We start from the raw sequence: 7,982 nt of genomic DNA on the forward strand, positions 1-7,982 counted from the left end.
GTCTACACAGTCTCTTATGCTTATTTTGTTAACTTTGTCAAGTTCATATTATACCAAATTAGATGAGCTTACCCTGGTCGGCTCTGGTCAATTAATATGCCTGGATTACCCAATATTCCGGCTGAAATGGGCGGAATGCGCTTTCTCCAGTCTCAGCAAAATGTTTATGGTTTGTGTACAAATGAACTGAACCTAGAGGTCAGCTCATTCAACTTTGCTAACAATATTCAATATCTGCGACGGCAGCGATTCAGCTTTGATGATTACCCTAATCCCCAAAAAGTACCGTATTTCCTCACGGATGAAGAGAAAGGCACCTATCCAATCGATTTAGTGACCAATGCAGTTTACAATCTCGTCCCAGAAGCTAAGGGTTTGTCCGGTACAGACCTAATCATGTTTCTCCGTAACGCTAGGGTTAAGGATGAGCCACTGTACAACCAGCCACTCTATGAAACTGGTTTTTGGAACTTGCTAGCTAGTAAGTTGAGTATAGAAGCTTACAATCTCGTGATTGCTGCCAGTGGCTATTTCTCGATATACGGAAACTGGAGTTCCTACGGCGCATTTCTAGAGTTTTTGCGGAACTATGCTGACGATAAATATTTTAAGTTAAATAAAGGCTACCAGCAGATCCCCGAAACCCTTGCGATTGAATTTATCAAGATGGGCGGTGAAGTGATAACTAACAAAAAGCTGTACAAGTTACAGGTGGAGGAATATAACGGAGAACAACTAATTGCCATGACTGTCGGCGCACCCGACAACCCGATTCGCAGCGTTCAATATGCGCGTTATGTGGTTTTGGCAATGCCGCAGCGATCGCTCGAACTACTCGATCCTGATAGCTTCATCTTCCTCAACCCACAGTTTAAGAAGGATCTGGCAACTGTCACCGCTCAGGCCTCTAGTAAACTTTTTCTCAGTTACGATCGACCTTGGTGGCAAGAACTTTCTCCGAAGATTGAGAAGGGTCGTTCTGACACTGACTTGCCGCTGCGACAGTGCTATTACGTCGGTACTGAGACAGAAGGGCAAAACAAAGGAATGTCGCTAATGATGGCTAGCTATAATGATGACCGCGCTGCCTCATTCTGGGATGGTTATTTGCAACCCGATCGCTTCGGACTGCACAATCCGCCCTATATGGGCCGTCACGGAGGTCAACTGAAACAAAGTCTGTTAGCACCTCACGATATGGTGATGGAGATCCAGCGGCAACTTAAAGAGATGCACAATTGTGAAATCCCTGACCCCTACGCAGCAATTTACCACGATTGGATGGAAGACCCGTTTGGCGGAGCCTGGTATTTTTGGAATCCTCACGTCCGCAGTTGGGAAGTTGCGCCGCGCATCCGCCAGCCTGTAGCTGGATATAATGTTTTTCTTTGTGGCGATTGCTATTCTGAAAATCAGGGCTGGGTTGAAGGGGCACTGAACACGGCTGAAATGGTTTTGGAAACTAAATTTGGCTTGCCTCGACCCGAGTGGGTTAAGGATAAAAGTTACTATTTTGGGCCTTAATTGCAATTTCATCAATTTTGCTCTATCCGTGAGGTAATTTTCTATCACAATCGGCAGCAACTTGATTAACAATTTGTTGCCCGTTACAAAGATTTGGAAAACAGAAGAAATACTGTATAGCTGAAAAACCCGGTTTCTTGTAAAAACCGGGTTTTTCAACTAGCTCAAAATTTAGTGTAAATTTTTGCTAAATCAGCCGGGGTTGCTCACTAGCAACTCACTTACGCAAAACGCCCACGGGCTGAGGTGGAATTTGGGCCGTGAGAACAGATGTCTCCAAAGACGGCATTGTTTCGGTTACGTCACCTGTTGCGGGTTTAGCGATCCAGCTTAACGCGATCGCCGGAACTACACCCAGAAGCACCGCTAGCGATGTCGGGAACCAGAACCGAGAATCCAAGGAAACTACAGTGATAATTGCTCCGAAAGCAAAGTTTACCAAATAAACAATTAAGGGCAAACCCAATTCCGATCGCTCTAATTTAATCGGTGTTTTTCTCCACAAGAAAGCTGCTACAGACATAAATAGCGCCCCCGTACCCATCCAGCCAGCCAAATTGCGGTAAGGCATCCCAAAGAAAGCCCCAAGTTCCTCAAACTCCCAAAAAGGCACAGAAGTTTGACTCATCGCCGGATCTAGTACAAAATCCCAAGCTGTTAGCAGCAAAGCACCAAGGGCGATCGCCCCTATTTGGCGCACCCAGTTGAGTTCACCTTTACCACCAGCTACTCCAGCGCGAGCAATTATGTATGAAACCAGTCCCAGATAAAACCACGAGAGGGGAATTGTAAACGGAACCAGCCCTGCAATTTTGTAGCCCAAACCGCTCAAATAATGGTAGTGCCCGAAGGGAAAACCCGTACTCGTTCCCAACAACTCGCTACTCAAGGACAAAAACACAGAAGGCACTAAAAAAGCCAGAGTTGCACCCCAACCCAATGTCCGCAAGGCATACAGAGCAACTGCTGCTGCACCAAAGATGATATAAACTACTCCACCCCCAGCCATCCCCCACTGGAATAGCGTTTGCCCTGCTGGTGGCAAATTCATCACCAATTCGGGACGGGGTAAAATCAGCAGCAACCCTGCCAATCCAAAAGCCATTGACAAGACGTGGGCAATTAGGCAAAAGCGCTCAGCAATCAAAAGTTGCTTCATGGGACTCCTCGAAAAAATATTAGATGCAGAAAGCACTCGTTAACAGTTTACAATCTTTAACAAAAAACCAACACGAATAGAGCATCAGTCTTTCCCAATCTAAAATCCACCATCTCAAATCCCAAATCGCCTGCCTTATTGCCAATTGCCCACAAGCACGAAAGGTGCCCAGAAATACGGATTCTGATACTGTGGGTTTTGCAACAGCGTTAATTGAGCGTTGCGGAGGGCTTCAGCTTTGCTGGTTTTAGAAGAAGCCAGTTGCTTGTAAAACTCAGTCATAAAGATAGCTGTAGATTCGTCGTTGACTTGCCAAAGGGTGGCGGCGGTGCTGCGGGCACCCGATCGAATTGCCGCCCCGGCCAAACCCAAAGCCGCGCGGTTATCGCCCGAAGCAGTTTCGCAAGCACTCAAAACCAAAAGTTCGATCGGCTGTTGTTTCTCCCCTGTGCGGGCTCGCAGCAGTCGATCGAACTCCTTAACATTCACTTTCTGATCCCAAGTCACAATAAAAGTATCCGCCGCATTCGAGCTAAACTGACCGTGAGTTGCCAAATGGACGATCGGGTAAGACACCGCTTTAATTCGATCCTGCAATCGCCCGCTGACAAAATCTTCATTTAGCAGCGAACTCGCCGGCATCTCGGCTGCAATTTGCTGAACTTCCTCCTTCACCCCCGGCAAAGCCGAGAAGCCTTGACGCGCTTCGGAGAGGCCAGCGGTGAGCACTTTTAACTTGACTTTGTTCAGCGGTTTCGGTGCCAGCAATTGCAATCCCGGCGCCAAAGCAATACTGTATTTTTCTACCAAAAACTTTTCACCGTCGTGCAGCACAGCCATCGGCAGATTCCGAATGTTACCGTCGAGCACAAATACCAGGGTTTTAATCCCGGCGGCGGTCAAATCCGCCTCTGCGGGGCGGATTAACCAGTCGTAAACCTGTTCGACGGGTAGCCTCCTGTCGCGGGGGAAAGCAGCAGGCCTGATGGTATTTTTGGCTTGTCTGAAGGCAGTTTCCAACTCAGCTTGAGACTTCTTCGTAGCGTAGCGGCGCAGGGGTTTGCCGGGAATTGACAAAATTACCTCCAAACGATCGCTCAAAATAATCGGATAAATCACCGCCGCTGTCGGATCGATTTCCTCGATCGACTTTGGTTTAGCATCAGCGCAAGCATCCCGAAAAAAGTTGTCCAATTCCGCCAACTGCAAAGATTCCACCGTTTGGCGCGCTAGTTTCAATTTAGCTTGACTGGGAGATTCCTCTTGCAAAAGCATCCCGACTAATTCCCGATAAACCGGTTCGGCACTTTCCCGAAACGAAAATTGCACTTCGGGATTGACTGTCACCAAATCGCCCCGCAGAGAAGACAGTACATTCACAGCTTGAGTATATTGAGCGATCGCCCCTTCTGTATTTCCCTGAGCTTTCCGAATCCGTCCCAGTTGCCAAAACAATTGGTAAGCAATATCGGGAGATTGAAACGCCGGTGCTAAACTCAAAGCCTCAGTTGTGAGATTTTCCGCTGTCTGGTACTGCTGTTGGATTTCCGATAGTTTGCCTTTCGCTGCCAGAATATAAGCTTGTATTCGTTTGTCGCCCAAACTGTTGGCTGGTTCGAGAGAGCGATCGAGCATTGTGTCAATCTCGCTTAAACTCAAAGTTTTCGCAGGCGACTGAGCTAATTTCATCAAGCTTTGAGCTAGATTAATTTGAGCGTAAAGTCCGGCGCGGTTCGACCCAAATTGAGCGGTTTGAGGTTCGAGAGAACGCCACAAAGCCTCTGCTTCCGACCAATCTTGGCGATCGAGCAACAAACTCAATTGGTTTAACTTTGCCTGAATTTGTAGGGGCGAGCGATCCGGCATCGCCTGGGCCGATCGACCATAATACTCTAGGGCAAAGCGTTCCCAATCACCCCGCTGTTCTGGTGTCAAACCCGGTTTATTGCTTTTAGCCCGTACCGTATTGCCCAGATTGAGATAAATTGCCGCCTCCTCCGATCGGCTACCTAATTTTTGGGCTGCTTCGAGTCCCGCCGAAAGCACATCCTGCGATCGTTCCAGTTGTCCCAAAACCCGCAGTACCCGCCCTAAAGCATGAATTGCCCGGACTTGTTCGAGAGAAACCGACCCATTTTTCAAAGTTTCCAAACCCGCTGCCGAAACTTCGCAAGTTTGGTTTTCCAACTTGAAAGAAGCTAACAGCATTTTGCAAGCCCTGGGGTAAAGTCCGAGAGTTTCCCAAGCCCGACTTTGATTAATTTGAACTTGAAAAAGTTGGTTCTTTCTATCAATTTGCTCGAAAATTTTAGCGCTTAACTCCAAGTTATCGATCGCATCTTGAGTCTGCCCCCTTTCAAGTTGCAACTGTGCTTGAATGTTGAGAGTTTCAGCCAAAATCCGCTGCTGTTCGGGAGTGTTGGCTTGTGTTCGCACAGCCGACAAACTCGAATTTACAGCTTTTTCTGCTTCTTCCCAAAGCCCCAACTGCCCGTAGGTTGCAGCTAAATTACTCAAAGCTGTGGCGCGATCGAGATTTTCACCTTTTGCCTCAAACTGCGCCGCCGCTTGCTGCAACAAAGGTACAGCTTCCGAAAAACGTTCCTCTTGGTACAGAGTTCGAGCTTGTCGGACAAGCTGCACCGCTTGTGGTGGATTAACCTGAGCAATTCCGGGGGGAATCGCCACTGCTAGCAGACAGGAAATCACAAATAACAGAATTACTTGCCGGAGCGATCGGGTAAACTTCATAGTTAGAAAATAAAATTACAACCGCAGACACACCTACTAATTAACCCAAATACATCTTATTCTTTATCTGCCTTACTCCGCGTTAATCCGCCTACATCTGCGGTAAAAAAAAGCTAATTTCAACGCGGCACACAACCAGAACTCGGTCGAGGATTGCGAGAGTCAGCAGCATTACCCGGATTATATCCAACAAGCATAACTTCTCCTTTCGCATTCACCACCCAACCTTGCGCCGGAACAACTTCCCGATCGGGGATTTCCGCTTCTGCCTTCTTCGGTCGATCGGTTACATCGGTTAAACCCTCTACATTGCTCGTTGCCGAACTTCCTGCCTCTTCTACCCAAGGAAACGGCGCTGGAGCGGTGCTGAGGGCATCATTAGGACTCGATGGCACTCCTCCTTTCCCAGTAGCGGTAAATGCGCTCCCTGCCTCTTGCGTGCAGGGATTTGCAGCAATTAACGCAGTCGGATTGACCACATTTTGTGGCAGTTCGACTAAACCTTGAGCGGGATTGACTCCAGAAGAACTAAATGTTACCGCCCCTTGCAAAGCCGCGCCACCACTTTGGGAAATGGCGGCGATGTCGCTGGTAGGAATTAGAGAAGTCGGACTTACTTGCAACGCTGCAAATCCAGCATTAGTCAGTCCTAAACTACTCCTAGCTTGGTCGCGGTTAAGGCTTGTAAAGCCAAAGATATTTGGTACATTGACCGTAACTTGTCCCCCCCTCGCTGTGCGAGCATTAGCAGTAATATCACTATTCTCTCGCGGTAAAGCTACCAAAATATCGCTATTAATTCTGATATTGCCACCGTCAGAAATACCAGCATCCGTTGTAATTCTGCTACCGCGTCGCAATTGGATATCTTGCGCCCTGATGTTAACATTTCCCCCACCACCAGAGTCAGTTGTGCCATTAATACTGCCTTTGTTATCAAGGGCAATTGAATCAGCTACAACTGTGAGATTACCAGCATTAGGAATACCCTGTGCCCGGACGTTGATCGCTGCACCATCTCGAACAATCAATCGACCTACATTTAGATTCATTGAACCCGCATTTCCCGTAGCATTAGGAATGGCAGTACCGAGGAAATTGCCCGCCGAAACATCAATTTGACTAATCAATTGACCGTCAAGAGCAGTGCCACTCACTTCTACGCGATCGGCATCAATCGTGATGCTGCCTGCATTTCCCGTACCAAAAGCAGACATGAAAATTACTCCCCCATCCCGCACAGTCAGCACGGGCGTGGCAATGTCAATATTGCCTCCCTGATTAGAGCCACTGGTTTCACTGGCGAGGAAACTAATATTGTATTGTCCATTTGCCAAAAGTCCAGAGATGCCTGCTAACTCTACCGACTCAGAGGCCCTAATGGTCAAATTACCTCCGGGGCCCCCATTAGAAAAGAGAGTATTGCCAATAGTCGCACCGCTCGATACAGCAATTCCGGCTCCTTGGTTAATCATCAATCGCTTGGTGTCGATCGTAATATCCCCGGCTCTACCTTTCCCATTGGGATCTATAGAGGCGGCGCTGATCAAAGTTTGCAGCACACTCCCAGCGGGAGTTCTTAAGACTTCTACTGATTCAGCCGCTTTAATAGTGATATCCCCTGATGATCCCTCACTGGTGGTGGTAGTGGTGAGAATAGCACCATCGCGCACGATTAATTTCTGGACAGCAACGGTAATGTTTCCTCCTGTGCCACCACTACCCAGTAATGGTCCACTGCTGAGCGTAGAACCAGCCTGATCGAAAACGTTGGCACGGATGTTGATATTTCCCCCATTTCCCGTACCAAAACTGACTGAACCTGCTACTACTCCATCCCGCATCAGCAAGCGTCCAGTATCGATCGCAATGTCTCCAGCAGTTCCAGTGCCAACAGTGCTAGCGCTCAGAACAATTTGTGGATCGAAAGGATCGATAGTTCTCAATGTCCGATAATTAACTAAAAATTGTTGATAGCTCTCAAAGCCAATCCCGCTTATTTCTACAGAGTCCGTAGCACGGATGTTGGTATCGCTCCCCTTCCCATCTCCCACTGTCGGGGTGAAAATTTGTGACCCTCTATCTACTCGCAACTTTTGAGCATTGATGTCAATGCTTCTACCATCAAGATTTCCCAGCGTCAGGCTATAAATTCCCGAACTGCTAACGGTGACATTCCCACCTTTGATATCAATTTTTCCACCTCCTAATCCGCTGGTATTTATAAATGCACCGTTCATTTCAATATTGCCGAAGTTGTGAATATTTCCGTAGTTTAAATTCACACCTAAAGCTGTTGGTTCAAATTGTACTAAACCTGGACTTTTCACACTTCCCAGCAATATTTGTCCGGTATAAGCTGTTAAATTTCCGCCTTGTAGTTGAATGTCACCGCCAACTAATGCTAAAGTTTGACCGGGGTCTACTGCTAAACCAAGTTTGTTATAAACAGGAATTTCTACGGGCAATGACGGTAAGGTTGGTGTGGGGCCGATTGCTTGCGAAGAGTTAACAATTGTGCCGGGATTTTCTCTAAATCTCAAACCCA

Annotated in this window: 3 protein-coding genes and 1 pseudogene; 1 reads left to right on the plus strand and 3 read right to left on the minus strand. The window is 47.6% G+C overall.

Features of this window, described 5'->3' with window-relative positions:
- Positions 1 to 87: 87 nt before the first annotated feature.
- Positions 88 to 1,524: pseudogene (locus tag QT992_RS32440) on the plus strand (flavin monoamine oxidase family protein); the annotation flags it as partial.
- A gap of 217 nt (positions 1,525 to 1,741) precedes the next feature.
- On the opposite strand, the gene cruF reads toward QT992_RS32440, so the two are convergent.
- The 3 genes from cruF to QT992_RS32455 all read right to left on the minus strand — a co-directional run.
- Positions 1,742 to 2,683, minus strand: a complete 942-nt coding sequence (gene cruF / locus QT992_RS32445) for a gamma-carotene 1'-hydroxylase CruF (RefSeq protein ID WP_333320983.1) — start codon at positions 2,681 to 2,683, stop codon at positions 1,742 to 1,744.
- Positions 2,684 to 2,818: 135 nt separating this feature from the next.
- Complete coding sequence (locus QT992_RS32450) at positions 2,819 to 5,434, minus strand: CHAT domain-containing protein (RefSeq protein WP_333342885.1); 2,616 nt, start codon at positions 5,432 to 5,434, stop codon at positions 2,819 to 2,821.
- A 119-nt stretch (positions 5,435 to 5,553) separates the two neighbouring features.
- Positions 5,554 to 7,982 (minus strand): filamentous hemagglutinin (locus tag QT992_RS32455; RefSeq protein ID WP_333342884.1); only part of this gene is annotated, 2,429 nt, incomplete at its 5' end.

The sequence above is a fragment of the Microcoleus sp. T3_D1 genome, assembly GCF_036700405.1.
In the GTDB taxonomy this organism is placed as follows: Bacteria; Cyanobacteriota; Cyanobacteriia; order Cyanobacteriales; family Microcoleaceae; genus Microcoleus.